Source organism: Roseibium sp. SCP15 (assembly GCF_040329435.1).
Lineage (GTDB): Bacteria > Pseudomonadota > Alphaproteobacteria > Rhizobiales > Stappiaceae > Roseibium.
The window spans coordinates 1-18,447 of record NZ_JBDZYI010000003.1 but is presented as its reverse complement, the minus strand read 5'-3'; the positions used below and the strand labels follow the sequence as shown (position 1 = coordinate 18,447).

The 18,447-nt window shown below is 55.7% G+C and carries 16 protein-coding genes and 3 tRNA genes; 15 read left to right on the top strand and 4 right to left on the bottom strand.

Annotated features, from left to right (window positions below; all coding sequences use genetic code 11):
* Positions 1-56 precede the first annotated feature (56 nt).
* The 11 genes from ABLO27_RS13865 (at position 57) to ABLO27_RS13815 (ending at position 13,335) form a co-directional block, all read left to right on the top strand.
* Complete coding sequence (locus ABLO27_RS13865; protein WP_353033538.1) at positions 57-2,744, top strand: nitrate reductase; 2,688 nt, start codon at positions 57-59, stop codon at positions 2,742-2,744.
* Positions 2,716-3,888 (top strand): siroheme synthase, encoded by a 1,173-nt coding sequence (locus ABLO27_RS13860; RefSeq protein ID WP_353033537.1) that lies wholly within the window; start codon positions 2,716-2,718, stop codon positions 3,886-3,888. The genes ABLO27_RS13865 and ABLO27_RS13860 overlap by 29 nt, the downstream gene beginning before the upstream one ends.
* A gap of 188 nt (positions 3,889-4,076) precedes the next feature.
* Positions 4,077-5,309 carry a DUF3179 domain-containing (seleno)protein gene (locus ABLO27_RS13855; protein WP_353033536.1) on the top strand — a complete coding sequence of 411 codons (1,233 nt, stop codon included), beginning with the start codon at positions 4,077-4,079 and terminating at the stop codon, positions 5,307-5,309.
* A gap of 82 nt (positions 5,310-5,391) precedes the next feature.
* On the top strand, positions 5,392-7,056 hold the full coding sequence (locus tag ABLO27_RS13850) for a sulfatase-like hydrolase/transferase (protein WP_353033535.1): 1,665 nt from the start codon (positions 5,392-5,394) through the stop codon (positions 7,054-7,056).
* A gap of 231 nt (positions 7,057-7,287) precedes the next feature.
* On the top strand, positions 7,288-8,124 hold the full coding sequence (locus ABLO27_RS13845) for a hypothetical protein (RefSeq protein WP_353033534.1): 837 nt from the start codon (positions 7,288-7,290) through the stop codon (positions 8,122-8,124).
* Positions 8,125-8,387: 263 nt separating this feature from the next.
* Positions 8,388-9,317 (top strand): ubiquinol oxidase subunit II, encoded by a 930-nt coding sequence (cyoA, locus tag ABLO27_RS13840; RefSeq protein ID WP_353033533.1) that lies wholly within the window; start codon positions 8,388-8,390, stop codon positions 9,315-9,317.
* Complete coding sequence (cyoB, locus tag ABLO27_RS13835) at positions 9,317-11,356, top strand: cytochrome o ubiquinol oxidase subunit I (protein WP_353033532.1); 2,040 nt, start codon at positions 9,317-9,319, stop codon at positions 11,354-11,356. Before cyoA ends, cyoB begins: the two co-directional genes overlap by 1 nt.
* Positions 11,356-11,961: a cytochrome o ubiquinol oxidase subunit III gene (cyoC, locus tag ABLO27_RS13830; protein ID WP_353033531.1), complete on the top strand. Its 606-nt coding sequence runs from the start codon at positions 11,356-11,358 to the stop codon at positions 11,959-11,961. The genes cyoB and cyoC overlap by 1 nt, the downstream gene beginning before the upstream one ends.
* A gap of 11 nt (positions 11,962-11,972) precedes the next feature.
* Complete coding sequence (gene cyoD, locus ABLO27_RS13825; RefSeq protein ID WP_353033530.1) at positions 11,973-12,278, top strand: cytochrome o ubiquinol oxidase subunit IV; 306 nt, start codon at positions 11,973-11,975, stop codon at positions 12,276-12,278.
* A gap of 86 nt (positions 12,279-12,364) precedes the next feature.
* Complete coding sequence (locus tag ABLO27_RS13820) at positions 12,365-12,622, top strand: hypothetical protein (protein ID WP_353033529.1); 258 nt, start codon at positions 12,365-12,367, stop codon at positions 12,620-12,622.
* Between the two features lie 188 nt (positions 12,623-12,810).
* Positions 12,811-13,335, top strand: coding sequence for a hypothetical protein (locus tag ABLO27_RS13815; protein ID WP_353033528.1), 525 nt, complete (start codon positions 12,811-12,813; stop codon positions 13,333-13,335).
* A 114-nt stretch (positions 13,336-13,449) separates the two neighbouring features.
* On the opposite strand, the gene ABLO27_RS13810 is transcribed toward ABLO27_RS13815, so the two are convergent.
* Positions 13,450-13,525, bottom strand: a tRNA-Thr gene (locus ABLO27_RS13810).
* A gap of 376 nt (positions 13,526-13,901) precedes the next feature.
* Between ABLO27_RS13810 and ABLO27_RS13805 the strand changes: the two genes are divergently transcribed.
* Positions 13,902-15,095, top strand: coding sequence for an MFS transporter (locus tag ABLO27_RS13805; protein ID WP_353033527.1), 1,194 nt, complete (start codon positions 13,902-13,904; stop codon positions 15,093-15,095).
* Between the two features lie 40 nt (positions 15,096-15,135).
* On the opposite strand, the gene ABLO27_RS13800 is transcribed toward ABLO27_RS13805, so the two are convergent.
* From ABLO27_RS13800 to ABLO27_RS13790, 3 genes are all read right to left on the bottom strand, one after another.
* Positions 15,136-15,957, bottom strand: a complete 822-nt coding sequence (locus tag ABLO27_RS13800; protein ID WP_353033526.1) for a TrmH family RNA methyltransferase — start codon at positions 15,955-15,957, stop codon at positions 15,136-15,138.
* Positions 15,958-16,024: 67 nt separating this feature from the next.
* Positions 16,025-16,522: a PaaI family thioesterase gene (locus tag ABLO27_RS13795; protein ID WP_353033525.1), complete on the bottom strand. Its 498-nt coding sequence runs from the start codon at positions 16,520-16,522 to the stop codon at positions 16,025-16,027.
* Positions 16,523-16,552: 30 nt separating this feature from the next.
* Positions 16,553-17,041: a MarR family winged helix-turn-helix transcriptional regulator gene (locus ABLO27_RS13790; RefSeq protein WP_353033524.1), complete on the bottom strand. Its 489-nt coding sequence runs from the start codon at positions 17,039-17,041 to the stop codon at positions 16,553-16,555.
* A 428-nt stretch (positions 17,042-17,469) separates the two neighbouring features.
* On the opposite strand from ABLO27_RS13790, the gene ABLO27_RS13785 reads away from it, so the two are divergent.
* The 3 genes from ABLO27_RS13785 to ABLO27_RS13775 all read left to right on the top strand — a co-directional run.
* Positions 17,470-17,554, top strand: a tRNA-Tyr gene (locus tag ABLO27_RS13785).
* A 21-nt stretch (positions 17,555-17,575) separates the two neighbouring features.
* Positions 17,576-17,649: transfer RNA gene (locus ABLO27_RS13780), tRNA-Gly, on the top strand.
* Positions 17,650-17,817: 168 nt separating this feature from the next.
* Positions 17,818-18,447 (top strand): GTP-binding protein (locus tag ABLO27_RS13775; RefSeq protein ID WP_353033523.1); only part of this gene is annotated, 630 nt, incomplete at its 3' end.

Genomic DNA, 18,447 nt, shown 5'->3' with positions numbered 1-18,447 from the left:
TACCCGGAGCGTAATTGGCTCACCCGGGTCTGGAGAGAAACAACATGGAGGGCAGGGTGACCGCCGAGAAGCAGACAAAATCGGTCAAAACCACTTGTCCATATTGCGGTGTCGGCTGCGGAGTGGTTGCAACCCCGCAGCCCGATGGCAGCGTTTCGATCAAGGGAGACCCGGATCATCCGGCAAATCTCGGGCGCCTGTGCTCGAAAGGCTCGGCACTTGGAGACACGCTCTCGCTCGACGACCGGCTGCTGTTTCCTGAAGTTGATGGCAAAAGGCGTGATTGGAACAGCGCACTTGATCTTGTCGCGGAAAAATTCTCGCTCGCAATTGAAGAGCACGGTCCGGACAGTGTTGCATTTTATGTTTCCGGCCAGATCCTGACCGAGGACTATTACGTTGCCAACAAACTGATGAAGGGTTTCATCGGTTCCGCCAACATCGATACCAATTCACGCCTGTGCATGGCTTCGTCTGTCGCAGGGCATCGCCGGGCATTCGGGTCCGACACTGTTCCCGGAACTTATGAAGACCTGGAACTGGCGGAGCTGGTTGTCCTTGTCGGGTCCAATCTGGCGTGGTGTCATCCGGTGCTGTTTCAACGTCTGGAAGCAGCCAAGGCAGCCAATCCGGCCATGCGGATCGTCGTGATCGATCCACGCCATACAGCAACCTGCGCCCTTGCCGATCTGCATCTGGCGCTGAAGCCGGACACGGATGTTGCCTTGTTCAACGGGTTGCTTGCGTTTCTGGCAGAGGCAGATGTTCTGGACCGCAATTATATCAAAAGTTTCACAGAAGGTTTTGAGAAAGCGATTCAGGAAGCTGGGCCGTGTGAAATCGGTCTGATTTCCGAAAAGACCGGGCTTTCACGCCGGGACATTGCATTGTTCTACAAAATGGTTGCACGTACGGACAAAACGGTGACCGTCTACAGTCAGGGCGTCAATCAGTCCGTTGTTGGAACCGACAAGGTCAACGCCATCATCAACACCCATCTGGCAACCGGCAGGATCGGCAAGCCAGGCATGGGCCCGTTTTCAGTTACCGGGCAACCAAATGCGATGGGTGGGCGTGAGGTTGGTGGTCTGGCGAACATGCTCGCGGGCCATATGGCTCTGGAAAACCCCCATCACCGCGAGGTCGTCAAGGAATTTTGGCAAAGCCCGGTGATTGCGGACAGGCCCGGCCTGAAGGCCGTGGATCTCTTTCAGTCGGTCAAGGCGGGCAAGATCAAGGCGCTCTGGATTATGGCGACGAGCCCGGTTGACAGTCTGCCGGATGCAGATGGTGTCGCAGAGGCGTTGGGTGTGTGTCCGTTCGTCGTGGTCTCCGAAGTTACGAAGTCAGCGGATACAGTACCGTATGCAGATGTTCTCCTTCCTTCCGCCGCCTGGGGTGAAAAGGACGGTACTGTCACCAATTCTGAACGGCGCATTTCCCGCCAACGGAAATTTCTCGATTACCCCGGAGACGTTCGACCCGACTGGTGGCAGCTTGTGGAAGTCGGCAGGCGAATGGGGCACGAGGAAGCGTTTTCGTTTTCTGGCCCGGCGGCGATTTTTCGCGAACATGCTGCACTCTCAGGGTACAGAAATGGCGGCTCCCGGGACTTCGATATTGGGGCGTACCAGAGCGTTTCCGATACGGTCTTTGGTGAGATGAAGCCATTTCAATGGCCGCAACGGGCTGAAGCTTCTCCGGAGCAAACGCGGTTCTTTGCAAATGGCAACTTCTTCACAGAAGGGCGAAAGGGGCAGTTCATTCCCGTTGCCTATCTGGCACCGCGAAAGCGGGAGCGGAACTATCCTTTTATACTGAACACCGGTCGCGTTCGCGACCAATGGCACACCATGACACGCAGCGGCAAAGCTGCCCGGTTGATGTCCCATGTTGCGGAACCGTTCGTGGAAGTCCACCCGGACGATGCCGCGGCGCATGGTATCTCGGCAACCGATGTTGTCGAAGTGAAAAGTCCCTACGGCAAGGCGGTCGTTCGCGCACTGGTCACTGACCGTGTGCGCAAAGGCAATATCTATGTTCCGATGCACTGGACACATCAGTTTGCCTCATGTGCCCGGATCGATGCCGTGGTTGCTCCCGAAACGGACCCTCACTCGGGGCAGCCTGGATCCAAATTCACGCCTGTCTCGATCCGAAAAATTGCTATGGACTGGTTCGGGTTCGCGATTCTGAAGGAGCGGCCTCAAAATCTCTCGATGGACTACTGGGCTTTGGCGCCGGTTGAAGGTGGATTTCGGCTGGAGTTTGCTGCGCAAAGCAATGCGGATTTTCAAAAGGTTGCTGCGGGTATCATGGGAGTGCCGGGCGATTTCCTGAGGGTGGAGGACACTGCAGCCGGTTGGAGCAGAATGGCTCAGTGGTCGGATGGTGCCTTGCAAGCTGCGTTCTTTTTCGCAAAAGGTCCGGTTGAAGTGTCCAGGCAATGGTCCTGCGGTCTCCTGTCCGAAACTTCCCTGTCAAAACAGCAAAGGTATCTGGTTCTGGCCGGCCGGGCGCCAGCAGACCGACCTGATCCGGGCGCGACTGTCTGTTCCTGTTTCCAAATCGGCTGCAATCAGATCATGGCAGCCGCGCGACAGGGAGCCGGAACGGTGAAGGAAATTGGAGCTTGCCTGAGGGCTGGAACCAACTGCGGCTCATGCCGGTCTGAAATTCAGGAATTGCTCGACAATTGTGTCCAGGAGGCTTTCCATGGCGAAGACCTTGCAAGAACAGGCTGACCCAAAGGGGCATCGACACGCCAAACGCATCGGAGCGCTTGCATGCCTACCGCTGTTCTTCCCGCTGGAAGGACGCAAAGTGGTTGTGATCGGTGGCACGGAAGCAGCTGCCTGGAAAGCCGAACTGCTAGCCGCCAGCGGTGCGGAAGTGCATGTTTTTGCGTCCAAACTTTCTCTGTCGTTTGAAGAACTGGTGGCAGCTCGGGGCGTCAGGGGGCGGTTCATTCTTCATAAGAAAGTATGGGTGAAGAATTGTTTTTCCGATGCCAGCCTCGTCGTCGCGGATGCAAACGATGATGACGAGGCACTGGCAATCTGGGAAGCGGCCCGTGCCGCGGGGGTGCCTGTCAATGTGATCGACAAGCCTGCTCATTGTGACTTTCAGTTCGGCTCCATCGTCAACCGCTCACCTGTGGTCATCGGAATTTCGACAAATGGAGCAGCGCCAATTCTCGGCCAGGCCATCCGCCGCCGAATAGAAGCCCTTCTACCTCGTGGTCTGAAACGTTGGGCGGATTTGGCTGGGCGGATAAGGCACACCGTCATGAAGCGTCTGAGGGCAGGTCAGGAACGACGGCTTTTCTGGGAAATGTTTTCGGATCGCGCTTTGTCGGGTGAATTGGCCCGGTCAACTGATGTGGACGAGTTTGCCTCTTCCTTGCTTGCCAAAACCAAAGCGCCCCGCGCCGGTCATGTCACTCTTGTTGGTACAGGAGATGGTGATGCGGACCTTCTCACGCTGAAAGCTGTCAGAGCATTGCAATCGGCGGATGTTATTCTTTTCGACCAGTCGGTAAGCGAAGAGATTTTGGAACTGGCGCGTAGAGAAGCGCGACGCATTCCAGTTGAAACGAACAGTTGTCGGTCAGGAGTTTCGCGCTTGGAGGTCAACAAAAGGGTATTGTCCGAGGTGCAGCAGGGAAAGCATGTCGTTTGGCTCAAATCCGGATGTCTTGGCACTGAACGCGAGCACTTCAAACAACTTGAACAGTCAGGCTTCTCAGTCAAAGTCATCCCGGGCGTGTTGCCAGACCAGGTCGGTTCAAGGGAGATCGTTATAGGGCAGGTACCGGCGACCAGATACTCAATGCTGGATCATTTTCCGGAAAAACGCGTCGGTGGATCGATGGAAGCTCCAATATGAGGGATCAGCATCTTCAAGGGTCGGGCTTTACTTCAGGAGGGGCTTTCGACCGGAAACGGATGGCGGCGAGACCAGCGAGCATTTCATGAGTATCAATGCAATTTTTACCCAAGGGTGGATTATTTTCTTACGTTAGGGAAGAATGGGGAGGAAGCCTATTAGTTTCGACCAGTTAAGGGGGACTTTGCATGTTAGGCCTCTTGCTGTTTGTCATAGGTCTTGTGGTTTCTCTCGGGATTGGTTTTCTCTATTTTCGTGACCTTGGCGACGTCAGCCAGATGGTCTTGCGTGTCAAACGCGAGAACATGCTGAGATTCATCCGCAATGAATATCGTCTGATCGCTATCGGGCTCGGTGGCGCGGCCGTCATGACGTTTGCTCATTTTGCTCTGGGGGGCGGAGCTTTCTGGGTGTGGTTGGTTGCAATACTTCTCGCGGGACTGCTGTATGGGTTTCCTTACGTTTGGGTCCATGTGGGGCTCAGAAACCAGAAAGACACCGCGCACTATTTTCCAATTTCCGAAGCTGAGCAGTGGGTCAGTCCCTCCAGTCAGGTTCTCGTTCTTGAAAACAACGGCGTTGCCCGGGCTCATCCGGACGCTGAGATCTTGCGGCCGCACCTGGCAGGAAACAGCGAGGGGCTGGACGGCGAAAATGTCATCATGACCTATTGTGCGATGGCCAATCTGGGTATCGGTTATTCGCCGGAAATCGAAGGTGAGAAACTGGAACTGGAAGTTCTGGCTCAACACGGCAACAATCTGATTCTGCGAGACAATCGAACAGGGGAACCCATCCAGCAGATTTACGGGTTCCGTGACAAGGATGCCGAGCAATCTCCTGGCAGAGCTGCCTGTCCCGTCAAACCCGGCCTTGCCATGAAACCCTGGCCTACCTTCCGGATGACATTTAGAGGTTTCAGGAAAGCGTATCCCGACGGGACGGTTTTCTTGAACAAACCCTCATCGAATCCAGTCCTGTTCCTGTTCGACAAGGCTATCGAGACGCTGTTTTCTTCGGAAATCTCACGCCAGCACCGTGTTGCCGCGCCGATCATGGACAACATGAGCCGGTCGGACAACCGGCTCCACAACAAGACGTATGTTTGGGGTGTAGAGATCAACGGTGATGCCGTTTGCTGGACTGACGACTTCGTGGTCGCAAACGGAAACATCATCAATACGCTCGTCGGCGGGAAGGCGCTCGTCATCGCCTGGGATCCCGGGTTCGAGAGCCTGGGCGTCTGGTACAATGACACCGGTGCGCCTGTTACCGAAATTGATTTCTTCGGTCGCACTCCCAATGGACAGCTCAAGCGAGTTGAAAACCTCAGACCCGGCATGTTCTGGCATGTGTGGGCCGAGTTCTTTCCAAACACCGATATCAACCGAACAAGCATGCCTCAAAAGGCAGTGGCTTGACCCAAGCCTCAGTTGAACAGCGGTAAAGCCCGCACCGCAAAAGGAATGACGCGGCATCGACATTAGCCTAAGGAGAAATTCAATGATCCGGAAGCTGTTACTGACAATTGGCCTGATGCAAGTTTCGGCGGTTCACGCTCAGGACGCTCCAATTGCTCACGATGCCGAATACTACATACTGGAAGCACAGCACGGCGAGCAGTGGGCTGAAGATGATGCTGCGGTGGACGCTCTCCTGGCTGAGTTTCAGCAGAAAAACGGCGGGAAGCCCCCCAATATCCTGAGCATCCTGGTCGATGACATGGGCTTCGGCGACATGGGTATTCCGGAACTCAATGCAGTTCGGGGGTACGCGACACCCAATATCAATCAGCTTTCCGACGAGGGAATGAGGATGGTTCGAATGTACACCGAGCCATCTTGCACACCGACGCGTGTCGCGCAGACCACCGGGCGTTTGCCCGTGCGAATGGGAATGGGTGACACGACTGTGGACATTTCCGGGTTCGGGCTGCCCGGCAATGAGGTAACACTTGCCGAAGTCCTGAAGGAAGGGGGCTATAACACCTCGCATGTCGGCAAATGGCATATGGGCGATGTTGCCGAGAGTTGGGCGATGAACCAGGGGTTTGACTACGCACAACACGCTATTCATCAACAGGGGCAGCTGACGATTTTCCACGACGACGCCATCAGGGAACAAGTCTCCGTCGGGCTGGCAGACTTCGATCCGGTCTATACGCTCGACGATCTGTTCCGGCCAGATGCCTCGGCGATGGTGACCGTTGTCGAGGGTGAGGCAGGCGGACCTGTTCGCGAAATTCGAATGCAGGCAGGTGAACGCTGGACGGCCGCCAAATACGATGAAATGAACCAGGCCTTCCAGGACAAAACCGTTGAGGAGTTGCGTCGGCTCGCGGGCGAAAGTGAGCCGTTCTTCCTGCAATACTGGCCAATGATTCCGCTCGACAACACACGGGCTGGCCGCGACGGTCCCGACAGTCCGAATGGCGGTCTTTATGCCGACAAGATGCAGTTGCTGGACACGTGGGTCGGCGATCTGATGACGGAACTCAAGACGCTTGGCATCGAGGACAATACGATTGTCATCCTTATGGGAGACAACGGACACTTTACCAAATATGCGCCCCAGTCCGGTTTCACGCCGATGATCTACAGAGGTGGCAAGGGGGACACAACCGAAGGGGGAGTGCGTGTCGACGCTTTCATTCGCTGGCCAGGAATGATCGGTGCTGACACCATGATCAACAACATCATCCATGTCTCGGATCTGTTCACGACACTTTCGCGAATAGCTGGAGCAGACCAATTCATTCCCCGTGACCGGCTTGTCGATGGCGTTGATCAGTCGGCAGCGCTGCTGTTTGCGGACGAAAGCAAAGGTCGGCGGGATCATGTGATCGTCTATTCCATCAGCACACCCAAGGCGATCGTGAAGGACAAGCTTCGCCTGAACCTTCCAGGTCCGGGTGAAAGTCCGATCCTTGCGGAGTTTTTCGATATCTTTCGCGATACACACGAGAAGTATCCGGTATCCACGGAAGTTGGAGCGTGGGGTGGACAGGAATTTGTTCGCATTCTTGGGCGCCATATGGGGCGCAAGGAAAAGTATCCGGATGGTCCGCCGGCATACGGAGTGCCTTATGAGGGGATTGAAAACCTGCGACCGGAAAGTCAGTCCGCGGTGGAGGCATTCCTTCTCAAACGGTCTTCGGTCGAGAAATAGGCTTTCCGGAACTTGCCAGCCGTCGGATCACATCTGTTGACCTGATCCCGGACACACATCATCGCGCCCATGGATCGGTTTACCAGACCATTGCTATTGTTGACGGTGTTGTAAAAGGGCCATGCGGAGCAACAATCGTTTCCCCTACGGTAGTCGCTACGTCCTTGGTGTGCTTGAATGATTTGTGCACTTCCAGTTTTGTCAGGTCAAACGACCCGAGGGGAAAACAAGATGCGGACGCTCAGGAAACTTGCAACCACCACATGCGCTCTTGGTCTGCTCACCCCGGCCGGGACGTCGTTTGTGTCCGAAGCAGGGGCAGCTGATCTTTCAACCGGTCCGGTTCAAGTGCAGGAGCCCGTCAACGAACGTGTTGATCGAACCTGGGAATTCCTCATCGCTCCTTACTTTGTCGGTGCAAACATTACCGGAACATCACAGGTCGGCAGATTGCCGGCGACCGATGTCGATATCGGAACCGGCGATATTCTTGAAAACCTGCGCTTTGGTGCAATGCTGCGTACCGAAGCGCTCTACAGGCAAAAATTCGGTGCGATGCTGGACGTTGCCTACATGAACCTGGCAACGGCCAATGACACGCCTCTCACAGGAGGGCGCGTGCGTGTAGGCGGTGATCAGCTCATTCTGGAAGGGATGCTGTTCTATCGGGCTTACAATTCACCGCAAACCACGGTCGATGTTTACGCTGGTGGGCGTTATTGGGACATTTCGCTGAATCTGGACGCCACCGGAACGATCGCAGGCAATTTTGACATAACGCGCGCTGACGACTGGCTGGACCCGGTCATTGGTCTGCGTGCCATGCATATGTTCAACGACAAATGGTCGGTGAACGGGCGAGGGGACATTGGTGGCTTTGGCGCCGGTTCCGACTTCACCTGGAACGTCCAGGGTGGTGTCGGGTATCACTTCAACAAGATCTGGTCCGCGCATTTTCAATACAAGGCGCTTGGTGTTGACTATGACAACGAAAAGTCCGGAACGTCGCGCTTTGCCTACGACACGATTACACACGGTCCCTTGATCGGGATTGCAGCCCGCTTCTGACAGTCTTCCGATCAGAGTTGTGACATTGAGGCATTGTATTGCTCCGAAGATGTCTGCTGCAACAACCACAACCAGAGCGTTTTGACAATTTCCCGCCCGGTCACCCTTTCAAACCTCAACTTGCTCGGCTAGGCTCTTGGTGAGTCTAGTATAAGTTTCAAGTGACGCACCTTCTGCGCCCGGGTTGTTCGGGCGTTAGTCTGAATTGTCTCAGTAAGTTTTTTGAGTTTGTGAGACTGCCTTTGTCCTCTTGAGGGGGAGCAATGACCGAACTGACAAACAAACGATTTTTTCATGGTGTTGCCCGGACGGTTCCCTTTGTGATGCTTCTTGCATCACTCCTGCTGCTGCAAGGCTGCGGCGTGTCCAATGCACCGGTTCTTTTTCCCAAGGGGCCGATAGCGCTGGCGGAAAGGAATCTTCTGTTCACCGCGTTCGGTCTGATGATGATCGTGGCAATCCCGGCGATTGCACTGACACTCTATTTCGTCTGGCGGTACCGGCGGGCCAATGAAGCTTCAGCTTACACCCCGGACTGGGAAGGTTCCTGGAAAGTCGAGACAGTGATCTGGCTGGTGCCGGCGATCATCATCATCGTGCTCGGCACGCTCGTCTGGGATGCGACCCACAGACTGGATCCCTACAAGCCGATTGCTTCGGACAAACCGGCATTCAAGGTGCAGGCGATCGCGCTCGATTGGAAATGGTTGTTTCTGTATCCCGAGCTTGGAACGGCGAGTGTCAACGAATTGGCTTTCCCGGCGGATCGGCCACTCAATATTGAAATCACCTCCGATACGGTCATGAACTCGCTGATGATACCGGCGCTTGGAGGACAGATTTACGCAATGGCCGGAATGCGGTCAGAACTCAATCTTCTCGCGGACGAGCCTGGGGTCTTCACCGGACGCAACACCATGTTTTCCGGCGACGGCTTTGCAGATCAGCACTTCAAGGCACATGCCATGAGCGAGGCGGATTTTACAGCCTGGAAAGGCGAGATCTCCGGCTCCGCCGATGTTCTGGATGCAAAAACCTATGTTGAGCTGCACAGGCAGAGCGTAGCGAACCCTGTGAGTTACTACTCGTCCTATGAAAAGGACCTGTTCCAACTCATTCTTCGCAAATACGCGCCAATGGTCGGGCCTTATGAGAGCGAGGCCGCTGAACTCATCTGCAGGGGGGCTGCTTGATGCTGGGACGTCTGACAATAGATGCCATTCCACTTTATTCATGGGTGGCCATGGGCGGCGCCGCGGTAACCGTCTGCGGCGGGCTCGCAGTCTTCTTGCTGATCACGTATCTGCGGGCCTGGAAGGTTCTGTGGACGGATTGGCTGACAAGCGTCGATCACAAGAAGATCGGCATCATGTATGTGGTTCTGGCGCTGGTGATGCTCGTACGGGGCTTCGTCGATGCCCTGATGATGCGTGCCCAGCAGGCGATAGCCCTCAACAGCGAAGGTTATCTGCCTCCGGAACATTTCGAGCAGATATTTTCCTCACACGGCACGATCATGATTTTTTTTGTGGCGATGCCGTTCCTGACCGGACTGATCAACATCATTGTGCCGCAACAGATCGGTGCCCGGGATGTGGCATTTCCCTTCCTCAACTCCGTCAGTTTGTGGATGACGGCAGCCGGAGCAGGGCTTGTGCTTGTTTCGCTCGTGATCGGTAAATTTTCAACTGCGGGCTGGACGGGCTATCCTCCATATTCCGGTATCGAATACAGTCCCGGTGTCGGCGTCGACTATTGGCTGTGGGCGTTGATCGTGAGTGGTGTCGGCAGCACGATGTCGGGCATCAATTTCATTGTCACCATCGTCAAGAACCGCTGTCCCGGCATGACCTATATGCGCATGCCGATGTTTACCTGGACGACGCTCTGCATCTCGATACTGATCGCCTTCGCGTTTCCCGCCCTGACTGTCGTGGCTGCACAGCTTGCGCTTGACCGGACGCTGGGATTCCACTTCTTCACCAATGGTGATGGCGGCAACATGATGATGTTCGCCAACCTGCTTTGGATCTGGGGGCACCCGGAGGTCTATATCCTGATCCTGCCGGCATTCGGCATCTTTTCCGAAGTGGTTGCGACCTTCTCCCGAAAGCGCCTGTTCGGCTACAAGTCGCTTGTTTATGCAACCGCCTGTATCGCGATCCTGTCCTTCACCGTTTGGTTGCACCATTTCTTCACAATGGGATCGTCTGCCAACGTGAACGCCGTTTTCGGGATCGCAACGATGATCATTGCGGTTCCCACCGGAGTGAAGATCTTCGACTGGATGTTCACGATTTACCGGGGACGGATCGAGTTTCATCCCTCCATGGTGTTCACCATTGGGTTCATGGTGACCTTCGTTATCGGCGGTGTCACCGGCGTGTTGCTGGCGCTGCCTCCGGCTGACTATCTGATGCACAACTCGACCTTCCTGGTCGCGCATTTTCACAACATGCTGATCCCGGGGGCACTCTTCGGTTATTTTGCCGGGCTGAATTACTGGTTCCCGAAAGCATTCGGCTTCAAGCTCGACGCCAAGTGGGGCATCCGTTCTTTCTGGTTCTGGATTATCGGCTTTTATCTTGCGTTCATGCCGCTTTACGTCCTTGGTTTCATGGGAATGAGCCGGCGCATGGAACACTATGCCGATCCGACCTGGCAACCTTATCTGGTGGTGGCTGCTCTTGGTGCCCTGTGTGTGCTGGCAGGGATCGTTTGTATTGCCGTTCAGCTTTATGTTTCGGCCAAGAACTGGGGATCTGCACGCGATACAACAGGAGACCCCTGGAATGGCCGTACCCTGGAATGGGCAACGTCCTCTCCGCCTGCGCCCTACAATTTCGCAGTGATACCCGAAGTGCGTGACCTGGATGCATTTCATGACATGAAAATCAGGGGCGCCGCTTATCAGGCCCCGGTTCAGTACGAAGACATCGTCATGCCCAAGAGTTCCGGGATCGGCCCGATACTTGGGGCACTCTCCTTTGTGCTTGGCTTTGCCATGGTCTGGTACATCTGGTGGCTCGCTGCCCTCTGCCTTGTTCTCAGCCTTGTTTGCGTTGGAATGAGGGCATGTGACGACGCTTCTGATTTCGTCATGCCGGCGGCCGAGGTCGCCCGGATCGAAAACGCGCGGCTCGCACAGATATCCATGGCGGATATGCATGACATGCGCGATTTCATGCCGCGCGGTGCTGCTTCCGGTGCGGCTCTGCCGGGGAGGGCGTGATGGGAGAGATGTCCGTGACCAGTGAGCTTCTCGAGCACGAAGAGAAAAAATCTCTCGATTCGCGGGAGTTCGGCTTCTGGATCTACCTGATGACCGACGCAGTCATTTTTGCGCTGTTGTTTGCGACTTATGTTGTGCTTGCAAAGAATTCCGCCGCCGGGCCAACGTCTAAGGAACTCTTCGATCTCGGTCATACTGCGGGCGAAACGGCGCTTCTGCTCCTGTCCAGCCTGACATTCGGCATGGCGACGATTTCGATGAGCGAGGACCGGTTAAACCGGGTCGTTCAGTGGCTCATTGTGACGCTGGTTCTCGGGCTCGGATTTCTGGCGATGGAACTGATCGAGTTTCACGGCATGATTGCGCAAGGGGCAGGGCCGGAAACCAGTGGCTTCCTGTCTGCTTTCTTCACGTTGGTCGGCACACATGGTTTGCACGTGACATTCGGATCGATCGGGATCTGCGTGATGATCGGGCAGGTTCTGGTGAAAGGACTGACGTTGCCTGTGCGCTCGCGTCTCATTCGCCTGGGCCTGTTCTGGCACTTTCTGGACATTGTCTGGATCGGGATTTTCTCGGTGGTCTATCTTCCGGGCGTCATGTGAGGGGGAAGAACATGACACATGCAAGCGAACGCTCACTCACCACCTATCTCACCGGATTTGTCCTGGCCGTCATCTTGACCGCCATACCCTTCGCCCTCGTTTGGGGTGAGCTGTTGACAGGTCCGGCTGTCTACATCGTGATCGCAGTGGCCGCTGTTCTGCAGGTGCTGGTGCATCTGGTTTTTTTCCTGCACCTGGACCTGAAGCATACACCTGGAGAAAATTTGTTCTTTCTGGGGTTTGCAGCCGTTCTTATTTTTATCATGGTGGGAGGAAGTCTCTGGATCATGATGGATCTGCACCACCGCATGATGTGACGAGACTGCTCCGGATCTGAAATTCCGGACCAGGTCTTTCGTGCCGAGGGTGGTGAACTAACTGCTTGATGGTGATGGAGGAACACATGAGACGGACACGTGAAGTTTTTCTTGCAACCGCTTTCGTTCTTGTAGCGCCTGCGAACGCACTGGCCGATTGTGCCGCTGACATCAGCAAGGTCGAATTTGCGATTGATCACGTCAACCGGAGTGGCATTGACACGGTGACCGCAGAAAAGATGCGCGCGCTTCTGGAAGATGCCAACAAGGAGCGGAAGGCCGGAAACGAGGCCAAGTGCCAGGAGCTGATCAACCAGGCCAAATATATGGGCAACGTGGAATAAGGTTTGCCCGACCGGTCCGGCGTTCTCGTTCAAGCCGGCAGTTCAGGCGGATGGGTGGATCAAGCGAGAAGCAGTACCGGACGATCGAATGGGGTTTCCATGCCGATGACACGATTTGTTGCTTGAAAGACCAGGATGGTAGGCAACATCGTTTTGCCGCCGGCAGTTCGACTGAGAGGATGAGCGTCATGCAGTATGGCAATATCGCTACGACTTGCTTCTTCTGTGTTCTGGCTACTCCGGCCGTTGCCGAAGCTCCCAAAATTCAAACGCCGACACCGGTGATTTATCTTGCCGACAATCTCGACGAAGCGGATTCTCTGGGATGGTGCATCGATACGCTTGGGCGTGGGTTCGCAGAAAACTTGCAGGTTCACTCCTGCAAACCACAGGGTGGAGATGTTCAGTTCTCCTACAGAGCCGATACCAGCCAGATCGTGTCCGTCGAATTTGAAGGAAAGTGCATGGAGCTGATTGCGCCCGATGACCCGAAGATTGCCTTCGGCCTCAGGGACTGCGCTCAGGATCAGGTGATGCAACAATTTTTGTTCGACAAGGGGACAGGACGCATTACCCCTGTCAGCATGCCTGATAGTTGTGTCGCTGCAGGAGACGTCAGTCGCACCGCAGGCCCCTTCATGTCACGTGACCTGATCGTCGCTCCTTGCTCCTCCATCGCACCAGAACTGTCGACGTGGATTGAAGACAAGTAGTCGATGCCTCAGTCATCACAACTGAGAAGGGAGCATCAGCGACTTGCTGAACCATAACGAAATTTCAAGGGAGGAATTCCGCGGACAAATCTGGCTTCCGCGAAGAGTGGGAAATGGTGCCGGCAGCAGGATTCGAACCCGCGACCCCGAGATTACAAATCACGTGCTCTACCAACTGAGCTATACCGGCGCCGGGAATGGCTTCTATCAGATTGGACGCGCTTGTCCATGCCCCGAGCAAAAATTTTCGTTTCCGCGGTCGAAAAATCTTCTAAGCCACTAAAAAGGCAGGAAAAAACACGCAGCCTCTGTGGATAATTACCTGACCTGCTGTGAGTTGCGGCGCATTAGCGAGTGACAAGTCGCGAGATTGTGCCGATTGTCGGCTTTCCCCGGATTATGAAAAGGGAATTGCCAATGCAGCTACGGGACCTGCTCAAACAAGAAAAGGTCCGCCTGGGGCCGGGCGGTAGAACCTGTAGCGATCGAATTTCGGATGAATGCTGCGCACCGGTTCCCAAACGACTTGGAAGCAGCGCCAATCAAGAAATTTCCAGAAGGTATACATGTCTCAAGCGACGCGAATCTGCCTGATATTCTTTCTCCAGCCCGTGGCTCTGGGGGCCTGGCTGCCACATATTCCCGGCGTCCAGACTTCTCTTGGCCTGACGAACAGCGAACTGGCCATCGCATTGGTCGGCGCACCGCTCGGGACACTGACGACCCTGCTGATTGCCGGACGGTTGGCACACTGGATCGGTGCGCGGCGCATCACCTTGATATTCTATCCCGTCTTCCTCCTGGTGATGCTGCTGCCCTTTCTTTCCACTTCGCAATGGTTCCTCATGGGCGTGCTTGCATGTGTCGGCAGTTCAATGTCCATTCTGGAACTGGGGCTGAACGTGTTGGCCGACGAATATGAGAAACGGACCGGCGGCAAAATCATGAGCAAGGCGCATGGCTTCTGGAGCTTCGGACTTTTGACCGGAACGTTGATCGGATCCATGGTCGCAGGTTTTGGGCTTGAACCGATTTGGGCGGGTCTGGCAATTGCCGTTGTCGTGCAGGTCACTGTCCTGCCTGTGACAGTTGGTCTGCCGGGTGAGCCGGATGCGGCTTCAAGCTCTCAAGGCCCACACGGCTTCCGGCTGCCGCATCCACTGTTGATCGGGATTTGCGTCTTTACATTCGGCACAACGCTGGTCGAGGGGGCAATCGCCGACTGGGCCGCGGTGTTTCTGCGTGACACGTTTGCAGCCAATCCGGGATTGGCCGGTCTCGGCATTTCCGTTTTCTCCCTGTGCCTTGCAACAACACGCTTGTTCGGTGACCGTCTGCGGCAGGTGGCAACGCCCGGGCGGTTGGGACAGGGGCTGGCAATCATCGGATTGTCTGGTGTCGCCGTGATCTGGTTTGCACCCGACACATTGGTTGCCCTGTTCGGGCTGGGAATTCTGGGTGTCGGAGCCGCTTTGGCGTTTCCCCTTGGAGTTACGGCCGCGGCTGCGGCACCGGGGAGAAGCTCCGCTTCGAATGTTGCGGTCTTGTCCTTTATCGCACTTCTCGGGTTTCTGGTTGGTCCGCTTTCAATTGGCGCACTGGCAGACACATACGGAATTCGTACAGGCCTGATGATCCTTGCTCCGATGATCGGCCTCAGTCTGATCCTGGCTCCGTTGCTGACTGTCGCTCACGCGAGTCAGGGAACCGAAGCTGAGGGAAATACCGAGACAAGCAGAAACGGTCGCGAAGCGGCTTGATCTGCTTTCCGGGTATGGAGATGCTGTTATGAGGCTCTGGTCAGAGCCCCATCTTCATACGCGCCACATAGAGAGACAACACGGCTGCATTCGAGACGTTGAGCGAACGGATTTCACCGGGCATGTCTAGGCGGGCAAGCAGGCCGCAAGCTTCACGGACACCCTGGCGGACACCTTTTCCCTCTGAGCCTAGAACGAGAACCGTCTTTTCCGCGAAGGCAGTGTCTTCAAGGCTCGCGGGACCATCGCTGTCCAGCGCGATGCAGCCGAAACCCTGATCCTTCATCTCCGCCACAAAGCGGGCCATGTTTTTAACCCGCACATGCTTGATCATGTCGAGGGCACCGGACGCGGATTTTGCAAGAACAGGTCCTTCTTCAGGCGCGTGTCTTTCGGTCGTCACGACCGCGTCTGCGTCAAGAGCAACCGCAGAGCGCAGGATAGCACCGACATTGTGCGGATCTGTGACCTGGTCGAGTGCAAGGATCAGCCGAGCTCCCTTCAGATGCTCCGCGCCATAAGCGGGGAGAGGATCGGCTTCCAGAATCATGCCCTGATGCACGGCATCCTTGGTCACCATGCGGTCGAGTGCCTTCGGCATTGTTGTCTCGACGGGAACGTCGATGTTCACGCCGCGCTCTTCGAGGCGTCTTTGCGCGTTCTCGGTCGCTAAAAGTTTCAGGCGCTTGCGATCCTTGTTGGCAAAAGCCGCCTCTACAGTGTGAAGGCCGTAAAGCAGCACCGGACCTTCAGGCGGCAGTCCGGGGCGGCGGGGCGCCGGCTTGCCTGAGCGCTTGTTAAAATGTTTCGCTCCCTGACCCGGACGGGAACGGGAGCGATGAGATTTGCTGTTGTCCGTCATGGGGCAGCTCTAGCGGCAAATGCTTCAAAGGAAAAGGGGGAAGCATGAGTTGCGCGAGCCTCAATTCTCAGGACGGCTTCAGAATCATGCAGCTGACGGTGCCATGGGCGATCAATTTGCCGTTGGCGTCGCGCAGTTCGCCTTCCGACGTTGCCAATCGGGAGCCCCGGTGCACGATCCGGCCTTCACATGTGACTTCGCCGCTCGTCGGCAGAAGCGGACGAACCATGTTCACGGTGAGTGATGTGGTCGTATAGAATTCACCCGGTTTAAGAGTGGTGTGAACCGCACAGGAAAGCGCCGTGTCGATCAGCGTGGAAATCCAGCCGCCATGAACGGTGCCGAGCGGGTTCAGGAATTCCTTCGCCGGTTGACCCGTAAAGACGGCGCGGCCGTCGGAAAACTCCTTCATGCGGATGTTTGAATGCATCATGATGGGTGGTGCCGGCAGTTCGCCAGCCATCATGCGCTCAAAAATATCGAGACCCGTCATTTCGTGAAAGGCCTTCTTGGGCAGGGCGCCGAGCGTATGGGTCTTGCCGTTTTCGGTGATGGTGTCACTCATTGGAAAATCCTGACAGTTAAGAGAATGGATCTAGAATCGTTTTTGGGGAGGGACGGGGCCGACTGACGTCTTCCTGTCCTCCAGAATGTGAACAGCCTTCCTGAGTGCTGACATATGCGCGCGCACTGCGGCTGCTTCTTCTGCGCCAAGAACAGAACCGAGTTCCTCTTGAGCCCGTTGCCATGCCCGGTGAATTTCGATCACCTTCTCCTGCCCGTCAGAAGTCAGTACCGGCAAGCCTTTCCGGTTACCCTTCTGCTGGCGCGCGATAAGCCCGGACGCTTCAAGCGGTTTCAGATTTCGAGCGAGCGTCGAGCGTTCTATCCCGAGATACCTGGCGATATCGGAGGCTGATGAAGCCGAGCCGTCGGCAATGACAGCAAGCAATTGTGCCTGCGTCAGCTCAAGCCCCAGTGACGACAGATGCCTGTTGTAATGGCGCGTCAGGAGATTCGCTGTTCGCCGGGCTGCGTGACCGAAACAGGTCCGGCCCATTTCAACAAAGTCGATGTCGCTCAAGGAATCTGTCATTTGTTGTAGGTACAACAAATGTGGATTCTCGGCAAGTGATTAGCCGCTAAGCCGTTCCTGCACGCGGAAAAACAAAATTTCTTCAATCACCTGAAACTCGTCGGGCTAAATTGTAGAGGCAGGAATAGTTGTCCACAGGCATGCTTTCAAAGCGGGAGTGAGTGAGAAAAAACGTCGGGAAACCGTGACATTCGCGGTTTGTGTTGGCACTCTTTGAGCATCTGTTGGCGGGGTAATCCCGAGCGCGCGAAGTACCCGTTTCGAGCGTCTCGATGATTTTGTTTGTTTCTTTTCAAAATCGTCGTTGACACGGAAGGTCCGCATCTGCATAAAACGCGCCACGGGATTGCTCGCCCCCTCCGGGCGGGCTCTTCGGTAAGCCATCCTGATCGCTTCGGCGTGAAGCAGGACGAGATGGAGGAGTGCCCGAGTGGCTAAAGGGGACGGACTGTAAATCCGTTGGCTATGCCTACGTTGGTTCGAATCCAACCTCCTCCACCATCGTTCCTGGTTCCTCGTTGTGCGGGTGTAGCTCAATGGTAGAGCAGCAGCCTTCCAAGCTGACGACGAGGGTTCGATTCCCTTCACCCGCTCCATCATGGGTGCTGATCGGAGTGTCCGGAACGGAAGGATCTTTCGCCCGGAAATCCTGAAAAAGTTCAACGGGAAGCAATTCGTCGCTTGCGGATCTGTCCAAGGCGCCGGAATGCGTTCCGCTCGAGCCTGTATCGACCGAACCGAGTATTGGACAGAGAGCGACGCCGATGGCGAAGGAAAAATTTGAGCGCAACAAGCCGCACGTTAACATTGGCACGATTGGCCACGTTGACCACGGCAAGACGACGCTGACCGCTGCAATCACCATGACGCTGGCCGAGGCTGGCGGTGCTGAAGCAAAAGCATACGATGAGATCGACGGTGCGCCTGAAGAAAAGGCCCGCGGTATCACCATCTCCACGGCGCACGTTGAGTATGAGACGGAAAACCGTCACTACGCTCACGTTGACTGCCCGGGTCACGCTGACTACGTGAAGAACATGATCACCGGTGCTGCCCAGATGGACGGCGCGATCCTGGTGTGTTCAGCAGCTGACGGCCCGATGCCGCAGACCCGTGAGCACATCCTGCTTGCGCGTCAGGTTGGCGTTCCGGCCCTTGTTGTCTTCATGAACAAGGTTGACCAGGTCGACGACGAAGAGCTTCTCGAGCTCGTCGAAATGGAAATCCGTGAGCTTCTGTCTTCCTATGAGTTCCCGGGCGACGACATTCCGATCGTCAAGGGTTCTGCGCTTGCAGCTGTCGAGAACCGCGATGCGGCTATCGGCCGTGATGCGATCCGTGAGCTGATGGCTCAGGTTGACGCCTACATCCCGACGCCGGAGCGTCCGAAGGAT